This window comes from Streptomyces sp. NPDC093260, assembly GCF_040683715.1.
Lineage (GTDB): Bacteria > Actinomycetota > Actinomycetes > Streptomycetales > Streptomycetaceae > Streptomyces > Streptomyces sennicomposti.
This window is the reverse complement of record NZ_JBFBEK010000017.1, coordinates 25,310-41,278: the sequence shown is the minus strand read 5'-3', so window position 1 is coordinate 41,278 and position 15,969 is coordinate 25,310. Positions and strand designations below refer to the sequence as shown.

The following is a 15,969-nucleotide window of genomic DNA, read 5'->3' as shown; positions in this document are numbered from 1 at the left end:
ATGGCCGGTCTGTGGACCTCTCTGGAGCCCGCCTCCGCGACCGTGGATCCGGGTGGCAGTGCGCGTGTGCGGCTGCGGTTGCGCAACACCGGTGACGTCGTGGACGAATATCGCTTCGAGCCGGTGGGTGACATCGCGCCGTGGACGACGGTGGAGCCGCAGACGCTGCGGTTGTACCCGGGTACGACGGGGACGGTGGAGCTGACGTTCGCGCCACCCCGTACTCCGGACGCGACGGCGGGTCCGAATCCGTACGCGGTGCGGATCACGCCGACGGAGCATCCGGAGGCGGTGACGGTTCCGGAGGGGAACCTCACGATCACGCCGTTCACGGAGGTGCGGGCGGAGTTGGTTCCGCCGACGGTGAAGGGCCGTTTCCGGGGGCGTCCTCGCCTTGCCGTGGACAACTTGGGCAATACGAAGGTCACGGCGTCGGTGAGCGGGAGCGACAACGGTGATCAGTTGTCGTACGACCTTCATCCGAGCAATGTGCAGATCGAGCCGGGCCGTGCGGCGTTCGTGAAGGCGACGCTGAAGCCGCGGAAGATCATCTGGTTCGGTGCGAAGGAGCAGCGGCCGTACACGCTGTCCGTGCAGCGCTCGGGCGCGAACCCGCTGCCGGTGGAGGGCACGTACGTCCAGCGCGGGTTCCTGCCCCGCTGGCTGGCCACCTTCTTCGGTGTGTTCCTGGCGCTCGGCATCACCTTCACGATGCTGTGGATCGCCTACAAGCCCAACGTCAGCAGCGGCGCCACCGAGCGGGTGGCCGCCGCCGGCAATACGCTCGCGCCCTCAGCGGAACCGAGCAGGCCACTGCCCTCCGCGCCCGCGGAGCAGCCCAAGGAGCCCGCTCCGGCGCAGCCCGGGGGCGGGGAGTCCGAGAAGCCGGGCGGTGGAGGCGGCACCGGGGCGCCGCCGGACACCTCCGGTTCCTCCGGTGGGTCGGGGGGTTCGGGCACGTCCGGTGGGTCGGGCGGCGGTGGCGGCTCCCCGGCCAAGCCGAAGCCCAAGCCCGCCGAGGCCGCGGGCCAGTTGATCATCGGCCAGGGATCGAACCGCTGCGTCGACGTCACCGGCGGCCAGGACGGCGTGGGCCGCGACGGCACCCGGCTCCAGATCCGGGACTGCAAGCGCACCCCCAACCAGAAGTGGCAGTTCCTCGGCGACGGCACCGTGCGCTCGCTCGGCATGTGCATGGACGTGGCGTGGGGGTCCAAGGACGACGGGGCGGCGATCCAGCTCGCCCGGTGCAGCGGCAACCCGGCGCAGACGTTCGTGCTGAGCACCCAGGGCGACCTGGTGAACCCGCAGGCGAACAAGTGCGTGGACGCGGTGGACAACGGCACCGGCAACGGGACCAAGCTCCAGCTGTGGACGTGCGCCGGAACCCCGAACCAGAAGTGGCGGGTCCAGGACTGACCGAGAGGCGGTACTGACCGAGGCGGCCGCGGGGCGGTGATCGGCCCCGCGGCTACCAGGAACCGTCCCCCGGCAGCAGCCGCCCCGCCTTGCGGTACTCGCGGCGGGCGCCCTCCAGGAGGTCGGCCGCCGCGACCGTGCCGCCGCGGCCGGCGGCGAGGTACGCGGCGGTCACCACGGCGCTGCGGATGGAACCGCCGGCCAGCTCGAAGTCGGCGGACAGCGCGCCGAGTTCGATGCCGTCCTCGCACGGCACGTGGGAGAGGCTGTGCCGCCACAGGGCCAGCCTCTGCCCGGCGTCGGGGAAGGGGAAGTCGACCACCAGGTCGAGGCGCCGGGTGAACGCCTCGTCGATGTTGGCGCGCAGGTTCGTGGTCAGCAGCGCGATGCCGTCGAAGGACTCCAGCCGCTGGAGCAGATAGGCGCTCTCCATGTTGGCGTACCGGTCGTGCGAGTCCTTCACCTCCGAGCGCTTGCCGAACACGGCGTCGGCCTCGTCGAAGAGCAGCACGGCGTCGGTGCGGTCGGCCTCGGTGAAGATCCGCTCCAGGTTCTTCTCGGTCTCGCCGACGTATTTGTCGACCACGGACGACAGCTGGACGACGTAGAGGTCCAGGCCGAGTTCGGCGGCGACGACCTCCGCCGAGAGCGTCTTCCCGGTGCCGGACTCGCCGGCGAACAGACCGAGGACGCCCCGGCCCCGGCCGCCGCCCGCGCTGAGCCGCCAGTCGCCGAGGACGCGGTCGCGGTGGCGCGCGCGCAGCGCGAGTTCGCGCAGCTGGGTCAGGGGCCGTTCGGGCAGGACCAGGTCGGTCCAGTCGACGGCGGGCCGGATGCGGCGGGCGTGCTGTTCCAGGCCGGAGGCGGACTGCCGGCGGGCGGCGGCGCGCAGATGGGCGGCGGTCAGTTCGGCGCCCTCGAAGGCGGCGAGGTCCCGCGCGGCGCGGGCGGCCCGGGTGACGCGGTCGTCGGGCAGGTGGTACGGCGCGACGGTGGCGGCCAGGTCGAAGCCGGGCTCCGCCCCGAGGACGGCCGCCCAGGCGAGCACCGCGCCTGTGCCGCGCCGGGGCGCCTCCAGCACCAGCGGGTCGCCTGTCCCGTGGTCGCACCACTGGGGGTCGTACGGCCGGGTGCCGGTGATCAGTACGGGTACGCCGGAGGCGGCCAACTCCCGCACCAGACGACCAGGTTCCTCGGGCAGTGTGGAGAGGACGATCGCGGCGCCGCTCAGCCGGGCCTCGCGCAGCAGGTCGGGCACCCGGTCCTCGGGGCCGGCGAAGTGCAGGGCCGGGAGTCCGGCGGTGCGCAGGGCGGAGGCGGCGCAGGAGAGTCCGTCGCCCTCGCGGCTCTCGCGCAGATAGGCGGTGAGCGGGGGAGCGGCGGTGAGCCGGGCGGCCAGCAGCTCGGTGAAGCGGGCGAACTCGTCGCCGTCATCCGTCAGGTGCGGCGGTTCCGGCAGCGGGCGCAGATGAGCGGCGAGCGCGGCATCGGGGGTGTCGTCGCCGAGCAGATGCGCCACGACCCGGTCGGGTACGTGCAACGACCGGCTGAGAAAAGGGCGTTCGGGCTCCTCCACGGTGAGCAGCCCGAGCGAGACCAGCGGGGCCGTGGGGTGCAGCCGGGCCCGCGCGGTCGCCGAGTGGACGGGGATGCCGCAGAGGTCGAGAGCGAGGGCGACGGTGGCCCGCCGCCGGCTCACGTCGTCGTTCAGATAGCCGTACAGCTGTTCGAAGGCGCGGTCGAGATCGGGGGCCAGGGCGATGACGAGGAACGCGGCGTCCAGCTCCGTCAGACCGAGCCGCGCGCACAGTCCGGCCACCGGGTCCTGCGCGGGTGCGGGGGCGGGGGTCCGGTCCTCGGGCGCCGGGCCGGGCGCGGGCTCCGCCGGGCGCAGCAGCCGGCGTACCGCGTCCTCCGACAGATACAGGCCGCGCAGCGGATCGCCGGCCGTGGGGTCGGCCGCCGACCGCTCCTCGACCAGCCCGGCGACCCGCCCGCGCAGCTCGGCGAGGCGGGTGAGCAGCGCGTCGGCGTCGCCGGGGTCGGATGCCGGGACACCGGGGGCGGGCCGGTGCACGGGGGTGCTCGGGGCGGTCATGGCGCGATGCCCGTTCCGTCCGTGCCGCGGGCGCGCCGGGCCGCCGCGCGGGCTTCGCGCACCGCCGCCACCTGCGGGGGCCGGTGGGCGCGCTCCTCCGGCTCGGCCGTGTCGGCGCCGTCCAGGCGGCGTACGCGGACCACCGCGCCCTCGGTGACGGGCGGGCCGGCGTCGTAGTCGGGGTAGGAGGGGAAGGGCACGGTGGTCACGAGGTCCAGGGACGGCTTGAGTTCGCCGCCGAGCGCGGACCAGATCTCGGCCAGCGACCGGGACTCCGTCTGGCTGCCGGCCACCGACAGCGGCACGGCCATGCCCAGGGCGCCCAGCGCTCCGGGGAGTTCCGAGGGGGCGAGCAGCTCGCGGGGCAGCAACGTGGCCAACACCGCCGACAGCAGCCGGTGTTCGTCCTGCGGCTGCCGGGTCCAGGCCGTCACCAGGTACGACAGCCGGAACCAGCGCGGCGGCCGGCGCCGTTTCACGACCACGTCCCGGTCGTCCACCACGGGCAGCTGGCCGCGCTGGCGTCGGGCCACGTCCTCCCGTATGTCGTAGAGGTAGGCGTTGATCGTCGGCGCGTTGCGCCGGGCGGCCCAGTCGCGGGTGGGGGCGTCGAAGGCGACGTCGATGCCGGAGCCGGCCAACGCCCCGCCCTCCAGCAGGGACTTGAGGACCTCGTCCACCTCGTGGATCACCGTCGCGCTCCCGCCCTGCCGTGCTCCGTGCCGCCGTACGTCCGGCCGTGCTGTGTCCGCCGTTCACCCGGCCGTGACCGATCCTGCCCCCGGCCCGGCCGTGTCCGCAGGCGTGCCGGGGACGGCGGCGGGGCACACCGTGCTGCCCGGGAGGTCACCCGGCGCTGCCCGTAGACTCAGATGTAGCCCTCCCTGAGGGCGTACGCCACGGCATGGGCCCGGTTGCGCAGGTGCAACCGGGTGGTGAGGCCGTGGATGACGTTCTTGACCGTGCGCTCGGAGTACGACAGCTTGCCCGCGATCTCCCCGGTGTCCAGCCCCTCGGCGACCAGCCGCAACACGTCCACCTCGCGCGCCGTCAGCCCGGAGACCGGCACCCCGGCCACCCCGGCCGCGTTGCGGTGCAGCGTGCCCACCTGGTCGATGAGCCGGCCGAGCAGATCGGCGGGCAGGTCGCCGTCGCCGCGCGCGGCGGCGAGCACGGCCTGCACCAGGCGGTGCGCGGTGGCCTCGTGCCGCCACACGATGGCGCCCACCCCGCACTCGATGACATCGAGCAGCCCGGCCTCGCGCAGCGAGCTGACCACGAGCACCGCCCGCGCGCCCTCGCCGCGCACCAGTCGGCGCAGCCGGGCCAGGGCGGCCTCGTCGAGCGTGTCGTCCACGAGCAGCGCCACCGTGCCCGGCCCGGAACCCGACTCCTCCCGGAGGTCGACTTCGGGATACCGGCGCAGTTGGCTGAGTACCCCCTCGCGCAGGATCGGGTCCGTGGCGTGCACTGCCACCGGTGTCCGGTCGGCAGGGCCGGCCGTACCGGGGCGGGTGGTGCCGGATGAGCTGAGCAACCGTCTTCCCCCAAGTCCGCGGGCCCGTCGCCTGTGGGTTCGGCGGCGGGCGTGCGTCCTCAGATTCCTGCGGCGGAAGGGGCCCGCACAATCGTGGAACACCACGAGGGGCACCACGAGAACAGACCTGAGGGACCACGAGGTTGCCCGCGAGGGCGGCTCCGCCGGCCCCGCGGTCGGCACCAGTGGGCCTTGTCACGCCACCGACCGGTGGCCGGGGACGTCTCCGTGTACGGACGGGGCCGCTGCGACAGGCGGCGGCGTCCGGACCGCAGCGGAAGCAACCGAGTGAATCACCGCGACAGTCGGCGTGTACAGGGGTGTGACAGATGTGCGAGCGAGCGTATGAACGGGGGTGTGGGCAGGTGTCCGACGGGCCGTTCGACCAGCCGCGCGAACACCGGGAGGCCGTCGCGCTGATCGCGGCCCGCGCCGCCCGCGCCCGGGCCGGCAGCGGCGCCCTCGTGGTGCTGCGCGGGGCGACCGGCACCGGTCGCACCACCGTCCTGGAGGCCGCCGGGCGAGCCGCCGAGGCGCACGGCATGCGGGTGCTGCGCGCCCGCTGCTCACCGGGCGACGCGGCGGTCCCGTTCGCCGCCGTCCGGCAACTGCTCGGCAGGCAGATCGACTTCGGCGGTGCGGTGGGGGAGCGGGAACAGGCCGAGGTGCTGTGGCGGGCGCTGCGCGGACACGCCGCCGAGGGGCCGCTGCTGGTGGCCGTGGACGACGTCCACCTCGCCGACGGCCCCTCGCACCGCTGGCTGGTGGAGACCGCCCGGCACGTGGACCGGCTGTCGCTGCCGATCCTGCTGGCCGTCACCGAACGCAGCCAGTACGACGTGGACGCGCCCCGCCCCGGCTTCACCCACACCCTCTCGCCCGCCCTCGTGCACACCCGCACCCTGGCCCCGCTCACCGGCGACTCGGCGGCCGCACTGGTGCGCGCCCGCTTCCCGGCCGCGCCGCCGTCCTGGACCGAGGACTGCGTACGGGCCGGCGGGGGCAGCCCGCTGCTGCTGCGCGCCCTCCTGGACGACCTCGCCGCGCCGGACGGGCACCCGTCCGTGCCCGAGTCGACGGCCGCCCTGTACCCGGGCGCCTACCCGGCGGCCGTGTCGTGGTGGCTGGACAGCGCGGGCCCCGGCACGGCGGAGGTGGCCCGCTCGCTCGCCGTCCTGGACGAGGGATGGGACCGCGGCGAGCCGCTGCGGGACAGCCCGGCCACGGCCTTAGGTCCGGCCCCGCACCCGTACGGCACGCTCACGACCGAGGACCGCCGCCGTCCGTCCGGCCACGCCTTCGGCACCGCTCCGTACGGCGGAACGCCGGGCGTGTACGGCGATGCCCCGGGCCTGGACGGCTCGTACGGCGATGTGCCGGGCCGGTACGGCGGGGAACCCGGCCCGTACGGCGATGTGCCCGGCCTGCACGGCGAGATGCCCGGCTCGTACCGCGACGCGCTGGACCCGTACGGGTATGCGCCGGACGCGTGCGGCGACGCGCTGCCCGCGCCGTACGGGGAGGCGCACCCGCCGGCGGACGGCGTCCCCGAGCCGGCCCCCCCGCACGGCACCGCCGGGACCACACCCACGCCTCCCGCCCACCGACGCTCGGAGCCGTCCACCCACATCGCCTGGAACCCCACCACCCCGACCCGTACCGCCCCGGACCGCACCCCCGCGGGCCGCGAGCGTCACGGCCGGGACCGGGCCGCTGGCCGCACCGCCGGAGGCGACGGCGCGGCGCCCGCCGCCCTGCTCGCCCAACTCGCCGGGGCCGACCCCGCCCGGGTGGCGGGCTGGCTCACCGCCATGACGGGCCTCGGCCTGCTGCGCAAGGACGCCGAGGGCCGCCCCCGCTACGCCCACCCGCTGCTGCGGGACGCGGTGCTCACCGGCGTGCCCGCGGCCCGGCGGCGCGCCGCGCACCGGGCGGTCGCCGAGGCGATGCTGCACCACGGCGCCCCCACCGACGCGGTGGCCAGGCAGCTCCTCTCGGCCGGCCCGGTGGGCGCCGCCTGGGCGGCGGAGGTGCTCAAGGCGGCCGCGGACCGCGCCCTGCGCGAGGACCGCCCCCAGGACGCCGTGGCGTTCCTGCGCAGGGCCTTGGACGAACCGCTCCCCGGCGGCCGCCGCCAGCGGCTGCTGACCGAACTCGGCTCGCTGGAGTGCGCCTGCCGGGACTCCGCCGCCGGGATCCCCCGGCTCACCGAGGCGCTGCGGCAGCCGGGCACACCGCAGGACCGGGTGCGCGCGGCCGTCGCCCTGGGCACCGCGCTCGCCGGCGACGGCAGGGCCCGCGCGGCCGTGGAGGTGCTGGGCGTGGTGGACGGGCAGCTCGCCGACCGCCCCGAACTGGTCGGCGCGCTGCGCATCGCCTCCGCCCTGCTCTCCGACTGGGACTCGGCCCTGCGGCGCGATGTCTACGGGCTGCTGCGTGCCGCCGCGGCCCGCTCGCCCGAGCCGTCCGGACCGGCCGCCCGCGCGCTGCTCGTCCGGCACGCGGCCACCGCCGGACTCGTCTCGGCCCGGGACGCCATGCGGCAGGTGCGCGAGCTGCTCGCCGAACCGGCCGACGCGCTGACCGAGCCGTTCCTGCTGGGCACCGCCGCCGCGGTGGCGCAGTGGGCCGACCAACTCGACGAGGCGGACCGGCTGGTGGACCGCGGCCTGGCCGGACAGCGGCCCGGCCTGCTGCACCCCATGCACCAGGCGCTGCTCAACACCCGGGTGGACATCGAGGCGGCCCGCGGCCGGTACGGCCTGCTGCCGGCCGAGCCGCCGGTCGCCTTCGCCGCCGGGCCGGGCAACACCCACGCGCACATCCTGCTCGCGCTCGTGGAGCAGGGCCGCACGGCCGAGGCGCGGCGCCTCGCGGACGCCTTCGACCTCGGGGCGGCGCCCGACTCCTTCGAGCTGAACCGGTTCCTGTACGCGCGGGGCGCGCAGCGCGCAGCCGAGGGGGATCACGCGGGCGCGCTGCACGACTTCCTCGAGTGCGGCCGCCGCCAGACGGCCCGCGAGGTGGTCAGCCCGGTCGTCACCCCGTGGCGTACGGCCGCCGCCGAGTGCCGGCTCGCACTGGGCGGGCCGCGCGAGGCGCTGGCCCTGGCCGAGGAGGAACTGCGGCTGGCCCGGGTGTGGGACACCCCGCGCACGGTGGGCCGCGCCCTGCGGGTGCTGGCCGCCGCCACGGGCGGCCGGCGCGGCCTCGAACTGGCCGCCGACGCCGTACGGTTGCTGCGGGAGGCCCCGTCCGGCGCGGAACCGGAGCTGGTGGCCGCGCTGCTCGGCCAGGGCCGGCAGCTGTCCGCCGCCGGGCAGCGCACCCGGGCCAGGGAGTGCCTGCGGGAGGCAGCGGAGCGCGCCGAACGCCTGGGCGCGGTACGGCTGCGCATCTCGGCGGAGGAGGCCCTGCGCGCGGTCGGCGCCCGCAGCCCCGGCACCGCCCGCACCGGCTCGGCCGCCCTCACCGGCAGCGAGCGGCGCATCGCCCGGCTGGCCGCCGACGGCCGCACGAACACCGAGATCGCCGACTCGCTGCACCTGGCCCGCCGGACCGTGGAAACCCATCTGACCAGCGCCTACAAGAAGTTGGGCATCCGCCGGCGCGGCGAACTGCGCGACGCGCTCGGCCCGGACCGCACCGGCGCCCGGGACCATCACGGACCCGCCGGGCACGCCGCCCCCGACCGCTGCCGCCCGGGCCTGTCCGCCCAGCCGTGAAACGGGACGCACATCCGTCCTGCCCTGAATCGGGACGCCCGCCCTGAACGGGCCTCCCGGTCCGGGCCGGCCCGTTCACCCTGTGGGCGCGCGGCCGGCTGCGCCGCGCCGGGGTCCTGCGTCCGGCGCTGCCTCGGGGCACGGCGCTCGGCCCGGCGACGGCCGGGGCGGCCACGGTGCTCGCCCAGGCGGCGGCACCGCCGCCCGCCCGGCCGCGACCGGGCCGCCCCGACGGCGACGAGACCACGCACCGGCACGGCCACCCCTACTTTTGAACGCGTTCAAGTGCGGCGTACGCTCCTGTCATGAGCGACAGAGCCGCCCTGCTCAAGGGCATCCGCGCCTGGCTGGTTCTCTTCGTCGTCTGCCTGGTGGTCAGCGGGGCCACCGCCTTCCCGCTGGTTCACGAACTGCACTGGTCCCAGAGCCTGCTGAAGTCGCTGTCCGTGCCCGAGCGGCTGCCCGCGCTGATGGACTGGATCGAGCGGGTGCGGCGCGGCCTCGACACCGCCGACGCCGACTACCCGTTCCTGCTGTACGGCACCGACTGGCTGGCCTTCGCCCACCTGGTCATCGCCGTCGCCTTCTACGGCCCGTACCGGGACCCGGTCCGCAACATCTGGGTCGTGGAGTTCGGCATGATCGCCTGCATGGGCATCGTGCCGCTCGCCCTGATCTGCGGGCCGGTCCGCGGCATCCCCTTCTGGTGGTCGGTGATCGACATGTCCTTCGGGGTGTTCGGCATCGTGCCGCTGTACGTCGTGCGGCGCAAGATCAAGCGACTGGAGGCGCTGACCACGCCCAACACCGCTGCCACGGGGACCGCTTGAGGGTGGCCGACACGGCCAGGGGCCGTGCGGCGCGGGTCTGACCAGGGCGTTGATTAAGCGTTCAGCGGCGTGGGCAAGGCTCAACGAGCCACCGCACGTGATCTTCGGGGTCCGCCCCGGAAGGACACGTGTCCCACAGACCGCCCCCGGAAGGAGGTGCCGTGATGAAGCTTCTCTTCGCCGTCCGCAACAAGGTCACCGCTCGCAAGAGCCTGAAGGCCAGCGCCTGGTACATCTGGTACTGATCCGGCGCACCCGCCTCCGCCGAGCGGCCGGAAGGACGTCGTCGTCCGGCGCGTGTCCTGTGCACACGTGCGAAGGACGCGGTCCGCCGCCCGGCGGGGGTCGTCCACCGGCGAAAGGCGGCCGTCCGTCCGGCGAGGGCCTTCCACGGCCCGTCGCCGCCGCCTCGCGCCGGCTCCCACCGCCCCCGGAGACCCGTATGACCCTCTCGTCCGTGCCGCGCACGCGCACCACCGTGTTCGCCCCGCGGCTGGCCGCCCTGCTGAGGGACCACCTCGGCCGGGACGTGTTCCGGCTCGAACCCGACACCATCGGGGTCGCCGGGCCCGAGGTCGCCGACCGGATCCTGGCCGCCCGGCGCGCCACGGAGACCGAGCGGCCCACCTTCAAGCCGCTGCACGGCCGGTCCATCTCGCGCACCGAGGCCTCGGCGGTCACCCGGACCATCGGCGGCGACGTCCGCGACGCCCTCGCCCGGCCCCGGCCGAAGGACGTGGACCTGTCCGGCCCCTGGCCGCTGACCGGGCACCTCTTCCTGCGCGACCTGATCCTCGGCCAGGACCCGTACCGGCTGCGGATGCTGATGAGCCGCAACCTCGAACTGACCACCCTGCTCACCTGGTCGGTGATCGGCGTCGGCGCCGCCCTGCCCGGCTGGCCCCGCCCCGGCGGCGGCCGGCTCACCGCGCTCGGGGAACGGGCCGCGGGGGCGGTCGGCTACCAGGAGCGCCGGTACGCGATGGGCATGTACCGCAGGGCCGCCGCCCCGGTGTGCTTCACCATCTCCACCCTGGTGGCCAACGCCCTCTGGCTCGGCGCGCCCTTCGCCGACGGCATGTCCAACCGCAACATCATCCACGAGTCCCTGCGCCTGCTGCCGCCGTCGTGGAACATCCTGCGCAACGCCTCCCCGGAGTACCCGGCCGTGGACGCCAGGATCGGCCCGGACGACGACGTACTGGTGCTGCCGCTGCTCTCGCACCGCGACCCGGCCCTGTGGGAGGAACCCGACGCGTTCCGCCCCGAGCGCTGGGACACGCTCGACCCCGACACGGCCCCCGGTTACCTGCCCTTCGGCCACTCCTCCGAGCGGTGCTGGGGCCGGCACATGGTCGTACCGCTCGCCGAGCTCCTCCTCGACCTGGTCCGGGAGTCGGGCCTCGTCGTGGACCCCGCCCAGCACACCGCGAAGGTCCCGCTGCTGGGGCTGCTCGGGGTGGCGGACGTACGGCTGGTCAAGGCGAGGACGGCGTGACGGCCGCCGGCCGGGCGAGGCGGCCCGAACGCACGGCGGCCGGCGCGCCCGCAGTCGGCGCGCTCGCGCGTGGGGCGCCCACCGGACCGGCGCGGCTCAGCGCTCGCGCAGCGCGTGGAGCAGGTCGACGCGGTTGGTGGTGATCGAGTCGACGCCCGCCCGCAGCAGGCGGCGCAGGGAGCGGGCGGTGTCCGGCGTCCACACCGACAGCAGCACCCCGTCGCGGTGGACGCGGGCCGCCAGCTCCCGGTCCACCAGACCGAACCGGTAGTTCAGCCAGCGGGGCCGCACCGCCGCGAGCAGGGCGGCCCGCGGCGGCGCGAGCGAGGTCCAGGTCAGGGCGATCTCGGCGGCCGGATCGGCCGCGCGCACCGCGAGCATCGCCTCGGCGCCCGCGCAGTAGTACACGCGGTCAGCGGCCCCGCAGTCGCGGATCACGTCCATGATCGGCCGCACCGTCCGCACGTCCCGCACTCCCGGCAGGTCGACCATCACCCGGCTGTCCGCCGTCGCGGCGAGCGCGTCCGCGAGCGTGGGCACCCCGCCGCCCGTCAGGCCGCGCACCTCCTCGGCGGACAGCGAGCGCAGCGGCCGGTCGTGCCGCCACAGCCGCTTCAGCGAGTCGTCGTGCAGCAGCACGGGAACGCCGTCGCGGGTCAGCCGTACGTCGATCTCCACCGCGTCCGCGCCCCGGTCGAGCGCGGAGCGGAGGGAGACGATCGTGTTCTCACGGAAGCGGTAGGGGTCGCCGCGGTGCGCCACGGCGGTCACGGTCTGCATGACCCCCATTGTGTCCCGCCCGCCCGGACCCCATGGTCCCCGGTCGTCCGTCCCCGGTCGTCCCGCCTCAGGACGCGAGCCACCGCGCGGTGTACGCGTCGATCTCGCCGGCGATACGCGTCTTGCCCGCCTCGTCCAGGAAGGAGGCGTGCACCGCGTTCTTCGCCAGCTCGGCCAGACCCCGCTCGTCCAGGTCGAGGAGGCGGGCGGCGACGGCGTACTCGCTGTTCAGGTCGGTGCCGAACATCGGCGGGTCGTCGGAGTTGATCGTGACGAGGACCCCCGCCTCGACGAACGTCCGCAGCGGGTGCTCGTCCAGGGTGCGCACGGCGCGGGTGGCGATGTTGGAGGTCGGGCACACCTCCAGCGCGATCCGGTGCTCGGCCAGGTGCGCGAGGAGATTCGGGTCCTGGGCGGAGCTGGTGCCGTGGCCGATGCGCTCGGCGCGCAGCTCGGTCAGCGCGTCCCACACCGTCTCCGGGCCGGTGGTCTCCCCGGCGTGCGGCACCGAGTGCAGGCCGGCCGCGATCGCCCGGTCGAAGTACCGCTTGAACTGGGGCCGCGGCACCCCGATCTCGGGACCGCCGAGCCCGAAGGAGACCAGGCCCTCGGGCCGCAGCCGGTCGTCGGTGGCGAGCCGGGCGGTCTCCTCGGCCGACTCGAGACCGGCCTCGCCGGGGATGTCGAAGCACCAGCGCAGCACGGTCCCGAAGTCGGCCTCGGCGGCCTTGCGGGCGTCCTCGATCGCGTCCATGAAGGCCCGCGCGTCGATGCCGCGGCGGGTGGAGGAGAACGGGGTGAGGGTCAGCTCGGCGTAGCGCACCTGCTGGCGGGCCATGTCCCGGGCGATCTCGTACGTCAGCAGCCGGACGTCCTCCGGGGTGCGGATGAGGTCCACCACGGACAGGTACACCTGGATGAAGTGGGCGAAGTCCGTGAACGTGAAGTAGTCGGCGAGTGCCTCGGGGTCGGTGGGGACCTTGGAGTCGGGGTGCCGGGCGGCCAGCTCGGAGACGATCCGGGGGGAGGCCGAGCCGACGTGGTGCACGTGCAGTTCGGCCTTGGGCAGCCCCGCGATGAAGGCGTGCGGGTCGCGGGATGCGGGCTGGACGGTCACGGGATTCCCTCCCCGGCAGGGCACCTGCCCCGGTGGGGCGGTGCGGGTGATCGACTGATCGATGAGCACGGCCATCGTAGGCCCGGGGCCGGCCGCCGAGGGTGGGGCGGGGGAGGCGTGCGGGGGCGGCCGGACCGTCGCCGGGTCACTCTCGGCCGGGCCGTTCGGCTGGTCGCCCCTGCCCTCGGCGGGGTCGGCCGGTCGGCCGTCCGACCACCCCCGGCGAAGCCGCCCCGGCCGCCGTCGCCGGAGCCCCGGGATCACCGTCCGCGGAGCCGCCCGGCTGCCCTCGGCGGAGCCGCGAGGTCGCCGTCGCCTCTCCGTCCTCGCGGGAGCCGCCGGGCGGCCCGGCTGCCGGGCTGCCGGGCCGCCGTCGGCGGAACCGCCCGGACGTCGGCGTGAAGCCGAGGTGCCGGGGCGGGCAAGGGGCCGCGCGGCTGTCGAGGAGCCGCCGGGCCGTCGCCCGGTCGTGGCCGGGGAGCCGGGAGCGGGCGGGGGGCGACGGCGCCTCCCGGCCGTCGGGCGTGCGGGGACCAGGCCTTAGCATGGCGGGACGTTCGACCGAGGGGGACACGACGACATGACGGACGGCACAGGGGCGGGCGGGAACGCCGGGGCCGGCGACAACCCGTGGGCGCCGCCCGAGAGCGGTTCCGCCGGCCGGAAGGACCCGCGGGGACCGCATACCCCCTCGCCGCAGGACGCGTATCCGCCGCAGGACCGGCCGCCCGTGACACCGCCGTCCGTGCACGACCAGGCCACCATGGCCGCGGTGCCCTTCCCCGAGTTCCCGCCGCCCGGCGGCGCCCCGGCGGGCACGCCGCCCGGTGCCCCGGCCGGCGATTCCGCCGTACCGCCGCCGCCCATAGCGCCCACGGGCCCCGGCGGCGGCTACGGCTACCCCGGCCAGCCCGGCCCCTCCGGCTACCCGGGGCAGCCCGGCTACCCGGGGCAGCCCGGCTACCCGGGGCAGCCCGGCTACCCGGGGCAGCCCGGCTACCCGGCCTACGGCTGGCCCGGCGTGGCCATGGCCCCACAGAACGGCATGGGCACCGCCGCCCTGGTCCTCGGCATCCTGGCCTGCTGCCTGTTCTGCATGTACGGCGTGGTCTCGCTGGTCCTCGGCATCCTCGCCGTGGTCTTCGGCATCAAGGGGCGGCGCAGGGCGGAGCGGGGCGAGGCGGACAACCACGGCCAGGCCCAGGCCGGTTTCGTCATGGGCATCATCGGGATCGTGCTGGGCATCGCCGTGATCGTCTTCCTGGTCGTCACGATCGTGGCCGCGGTCAACGACGACGAGTCGGACCCGTACTACCCGTACGACGACTCGCTGCGGACGACCGCCCCCGCCGTCCTGCACCGCTGAGGCAGGGCCGCCCCGGAACATCCCGACCGCCGTTCGATCAAGGCCATTACGATGCCTTGACCATTCAAAACGGAGGGGAGACCACATCATGTCCGACACCCAGCCCGTTCCCGAAGGATTCGGGCCGCCGTCCCAGCCGCCGCCCGGGGCGGGCTACGGAACCCCGCAGCCCGCCCCGGGTTACGGCTACCCGCAGCAGCAGGGTGCCGGTTACGCGCAGCAGCCGGGCCTCGGCTACCCGGCGGCGCCGCCCGTGGGCTACCCGTCCGCCCCCGGCTACGGCATGGGCATGAGCGTGCAGCCGAGCAACGGCCTGGGCACCGCGGGCCTGGTGCTCGGCATCATCGGCGTCGTGTGCAGCCTGACCGTGTTCCTGTGGTTCTTCGGGATCATCCTGGGCATCCTCGCCATCATCTTCGGCGCCATCGGGCGCGGGAAGGCGAACCGGGGCGAGGCCACCAACAAGGGCGCGGCCACCGGCGGCCTGGTCTGCGGCATCGTCGCCACGGTGGTCCTGCCCGTGCTGGGCGTCATCCTGTTCGCGGGCATCATGGGCACCGCGAGCACGTTCTGACCCCACCGCGGGGGCAGGACCCGTCCCGCCCCCGCACCCCGGCAACCGACATCGCGCGCCGAACCCGAACGCCCGGGCCCGCGAGGCGGGCACGATCCGAACGAGCGACCCCGGGGCGTGTGGCGAACGTGGCGTCGTCCGCCCGAAGGGCGGGGCCCGCGGCGTCCTGCGGTGCGTCGCAAGGCGGAGGGCCGTCCGCGTACCGGGCGTACGCGGACGGCCCCGGCCCGCGGCGAGGCGCCGCGCCGGCCGCCGCGGGCCGGACGGGACTGTCTGGCACGACCTCAGGCCGCCACCCGCTCCCGCGCCTCCATCAGCGCGAACCCCAGCAGGTTCGGCCCCCGCCACCGCTCCGGGTCGGCGGCGGCCTCGTCATCGGCGGACAGGCCGATCCCCCACACGCGGTCCAGCGGACTCGCCTCCACCAGCACCCGCTCGCCCGTGCGCAGCAGGAACTCCCGCAGCTCGGGGTGCGCGGCGAACTTGTGCTCGCTGCCCTCCGCCACGATCCCGAACCGCTCGCGGGCCCATATCTCCTCGTCGAAGCCCCGCACCAGCCGCCCGGCCTTCTTCGCCTCGGCCGGGTGCCCCGCGGCCAGCACCCGCCGCTCCGCCTCCGCGTCGTGGAACAGCCGGGCCTTGGCCGCCATCATCCAGTGCTCCGCGGTCGCGTAGGTGACGCCGTCGACGGTGAACGGCGACGGCCACCACTGGCTCAGGCAGCTCGCGCCCACCTGGCCGTCGGGCCGCGGCCGGTGGCCCCAGAAGTACAGATACCGCACGTGCGCCCCGGCGCGGACCTCCCTGATCAGGGCATCCCGAGAGTCGATCTTCCCCATGCACGCGAGTGTGGCACGCACCACTGACACTCCGTCCCGCCTTTTCCGTGGTGACTCGACACCTGGTCGACAGATTCCGTCGCGTAACCAAAAGGCAACAACGGAATCACTTGTTGGCGTCCACCCGCTCTGTCAGGATCGGCACTCAAATCGAGCTGGAGCTACGCCCACCCGCCCCCTCAGCAC

The 15,969-nt window shown here is 75.3% G+C and carries 13 protein-coding genes; 7 read left to right on the top strand and 6 right to left on the bottom strand.

The genetic code is table 11. From position 1 onward, the window contains the following. Positions 1-1,419 (top strand): ricin-type beta-trefoil lectin domain protein, encoded by a 1,419-nt coding sequence (locus AB0N63_RS21975; protein WP_365530824.1) that lies wholly within the window; start codon positions 1-3, stop codon positions 1,417-1,419. Between the two features lie 52 nt (positions 1,420-1,471). Here AB0N63_RS21975 and AB0N63_RS21970 read toward each other — a convergent pair whose 3' ends face one another. From AB0N63_RS21970 to AB0N63_RS21960, 3 genes are all read right to left on the bottom strand, one after another. Further along, entirely contained in the window at positions 1,472-3,517 is a 2,046-nt protein-coding gene (locus AB0N63_RS21970) for an ATP-binding protein (protein WP_365530689.1), read from the bottom strand. Further along, positions 3,514-4,209, bottom strand: a complete 696-nt coding sequence (locus AB0N63_RS21965; protein ID WP_365530688.1) for a DUF4255 domain-containing protein — start codon at positions 4,207-4,209, stop codon at positions 3,514-3,516. The genes AB0N63_RS21970 and AB0N63_RS21965 overlap by 4 nt, the downstream gene beginning before the upstream one ends. A 176-nt stretch (positions 4,210-4,385) precedes the next feature. Continuing rightward, positions 4,386-5,054: a response regulator transcription factor gene (locus AB0N63_RS21960; RefSeq protein WP_365530687.1), complete on the bottom strand. Its 669-nt coding sequence runs from the start codon at positions 5,052-5,054 to the stop codon at positions 4,386-4,388. Between the two features lie 365 nt (positions 5,055-5,419). On the opposite strand from AB0N63_RS21960, the gene AB0N63_RS21955 reads away from it, so the two are divergent. From AB0N63_RS21955 to AB0N63_RS21940, 4 genes are all read left to right on the top strand, one after another. Beyond that, positions 5,420-8,779 (top strand): LuxR C-terminal-related transcriptional regulator, encoded by a 3,360-nt coding sequence (locus AB0N63_RS21955; protein ID WP_365530686.1) that lies wholly within the window; start codon positions 5,420-5,422, stop codon positions 8,777-8,779. Between the two features lie 305 nt (positions 8,780-9,084). Further along, positions 9,085-9,609 carry a hypothetical protein gene (locus AB0N63_RS21950; protein ID WP_365530685.1) on the top strand — a complete coding sequence of 175 codons (525 nt, stop codon included), beginning with the start codon at positions 9,085-9,087 and terminating at the stop codon, positions 9,607-9,609. 128 nt (positions 9,610-9,737) lie between these two features. Beyond that, on the top strand, positions 9,738-9,854 hold the full coding sequence (locus tag AB0N63_RS21945) for a tryptorubin family RiPP precursor (RefSeq protein WP_365530684.1): 117 nt from the start codon (positions 9,738-9,740) through the stop codon (positions 9,852-9,854). A 197-nt stretch (positions 9,855-10,051) separates the two neighbouring features. Then, a complete protein-coding gene (locus AB0N63_RS21940) occupies positions 10,052-11,107 on the top strand; it encodes a cytochrome P450 (protein ID WP_365530683.1) in 1,056 nt (351 codons plus the stop codon). A gap of 96 nt (positions 11,108-11,203) precedes the next feature. Here the strand turns inward: AB0N63_RS21940 and AB0N63_RS21935 are convergent, their stop codons facing one another. Beyond that, positions 11,204-11,887, bottom strand: a complete 684-nt coding sequence (locus AB0N63_RS21935) for a glycerophosphodiester phosphodiesterase (protein WP_365530682.1) — start codon at positions 11,885-11,887, stop codon at positions 11,204-11,206. Between the two features lie 67 nt (positions 11,888-11,954). After that, positions 11,955-13,004, bottom strand: a complete 1,050-nt coding sequence (locus tag AB0N63_RS21930; protein ID WP_365530681.1) for an adenosine deaminase — start codon at positions 13,002-13,004, stop codon at positions 11,955-11,957. Positions 13,005-13,584: 580 nt separating this feature from the next. Here AB0N63_RS21930 and AB0N63_RS21925 point away from each other — a divergent pair. Together AB0N63_RS21925 and AB0N63_RS21920 are read left to right on the top strand one after the other, a co-directional pair. Beyond that, positions 13,585-14,370: a DUF4190 domain-containing protein gene (locus AB0N63_RS21925; RefSeq protein WP_365530680.1), complete on the top strand. Its 786-nt coding sequence runs from the start codon at positions 13,585-13,587 to the stop codon at positions 14,368-14,370. An 88-nt stretch (positions 14,371-14,458) separates the two neighbouring features. Then, positions 14,459-14,944, top strand: coding sequence for a DUF4190 domain-containing protein (locus AB0N63_RS21920; RefSeq protein WP_365530679.1), 486 nt, complete (start codon positions 14,459-14,461; stop codon positions 14,942-14,944). A gap of 284 nt (positions 14,945-15,228) precedes the next feature. Here the strand turns inward: AB0N63_RS21920 and AB0N63_RS21915 are convergent, their stop codons facing one another. Continuing rightward, positions 15,229-15,783, bottom strand: coding sequence for an NADAR family protein (locus AB0N63_RS21915; RefSeq protein ID WP_365530678.1), 555 nt, complete (start codon positions 15,781-15,783; stop codon positions 15,229-15,231). Positions 15,784-15,969: the final 186 nt, after the last annotated feature.